The 1,492-nt window shown below is 61.8% G+C and carries 1 protein-coding gene; it reads left to right on the forward strand.

Annotation, left to right across the window (positions count from 1 at the left end; genetic code table 11):
* Positions 1-14 precede the first annotated feature (14 nt).
* A complete protein-coding gene (locus JDV75_RS00020) occupies positions 15-1,436 on the forward strand; it encodes a hypothetical protein (protein WP_198737228.1) in 1,422 nt (473 codons plus the stop codon).
* Positions 1,437-1,492: the final 56 nt, after the last annotated feature.

The following is a 1,492-nucleotide window of genomic DNA, read 5'->3' on the forward strand; positions in this document are numbered from 1 at the left end:
TCAGAAAGTTGTTCATGGACAGTCCGAACACCGGGCCCAACCCGCACCTTCCCCCACCAGCGTCAACCACCGCTGCACAACCACACCCGATCATCCGGCCCCGACCGTCTTCGACCACCTGGTCACGAGGACCCGCAACCATCGCCGAAACCGAGTTCACACTCACCCCTGGAATCACATTCACCGTCGACTGCGCCACACCCGACAAGCTCCACCGCCTAAGCATCACAGACAACACAACCCCGGAGCTGCTGGACACCGAACTGGCACCGGGAACCACCCGAGCCTGGCGCAAATACACCACCGGCGACCGGACACTTCTCGAAACACTCACCCTCCCGGACAAATGGTCCCGAAGAATGGTCATCGAGACAATACAACAACACCGCCTCCGCCCCATCGACGAGACACTACTGATCCTGGAAGAAGCAGCAGCAGACAACGCACTCGGCAGCCCCACCAACGCCTCCCGCGCACTGACCTACATCGCCGATGACCTGCTCACCCACATCCGCACCTTCACCGACAACGTCCCACCCACACTCGTCCCGGAAAAACTCGACGACCTCATCGACGCAGCGACACACCAAACACCCCTGCCCGCAACCACGGCAACCAAGATATCCGACTGCCGCGAGTTGATCTCCCCGCTCACCGCTATCGACGACCTGGAACTCGACGCCTGGCGGCTGACCCTGCCCACACCGGTGACAACACACCCCGCGGCACACCTCGGCCCACCGACAACCGACGGAAAGACCACCACAGCAACATTTTCCGCGAACGTCGACATCGCAGCGGTCCCCCGCCGGGTACTACGATTCCGCGGCCACGACATACCTGAAATCACAGCAACCCTGACCACACGAGACAATCACTGCACCATCGAAGCCACAATCGAGGTACTCGACCCCGAGTCAGCAGCCGAAGCCCTGACCCTGTTTGTCTACGACAACACCGACAACGCGATGATCGCCTCCGGCTCATGCACACCAGGAACCGACAGACACGACGAACACACAATCACCGCGACCGTGACATTTGAAAACCCCCGGGATCTCTGCTGCACAGTCGGCGTATTCGACAAAGCGACAGGCCCACGCGCGCTTCGTCTCGGCCGGAACTTCCACCTGGTCGACATCGACCGCAAACTACTCGACGCATGGGAACTGACCAGACGGGCCGGCGCCTCGATCGCCCTCGACCAACCCGACACCGCACACACCCTGATCGCAACCGCCCGGGAAATCACCGCGCAGGCCACCGCGGCACTCGACTCACTGCACCTGCAAACCGGAGACGAGTTATACGCCCACCGCCGCGACGCAGTCGAACTGTGGGCCGACACCCTCACAACCGGCCACACCCACAACACCGCACAACACCCGACCAGGCCCCTCCTCGCGGAACTCACCGCTGAACTCACCCCGGCATAACCCCCACCACACAACCACCCCAAGAACGGAAAACCATGAACACCCCCACACAACAA

This window comes from Corynebacterium meridianum (genome assembly GCF_016342265.1).
Classification (GTDB): Bacteria; Actinomycetota; Actinomycetes; order Mycobacteriales; family Mycobacteriaceae; genus Corynebacterium; species Corynebacterium meridianum.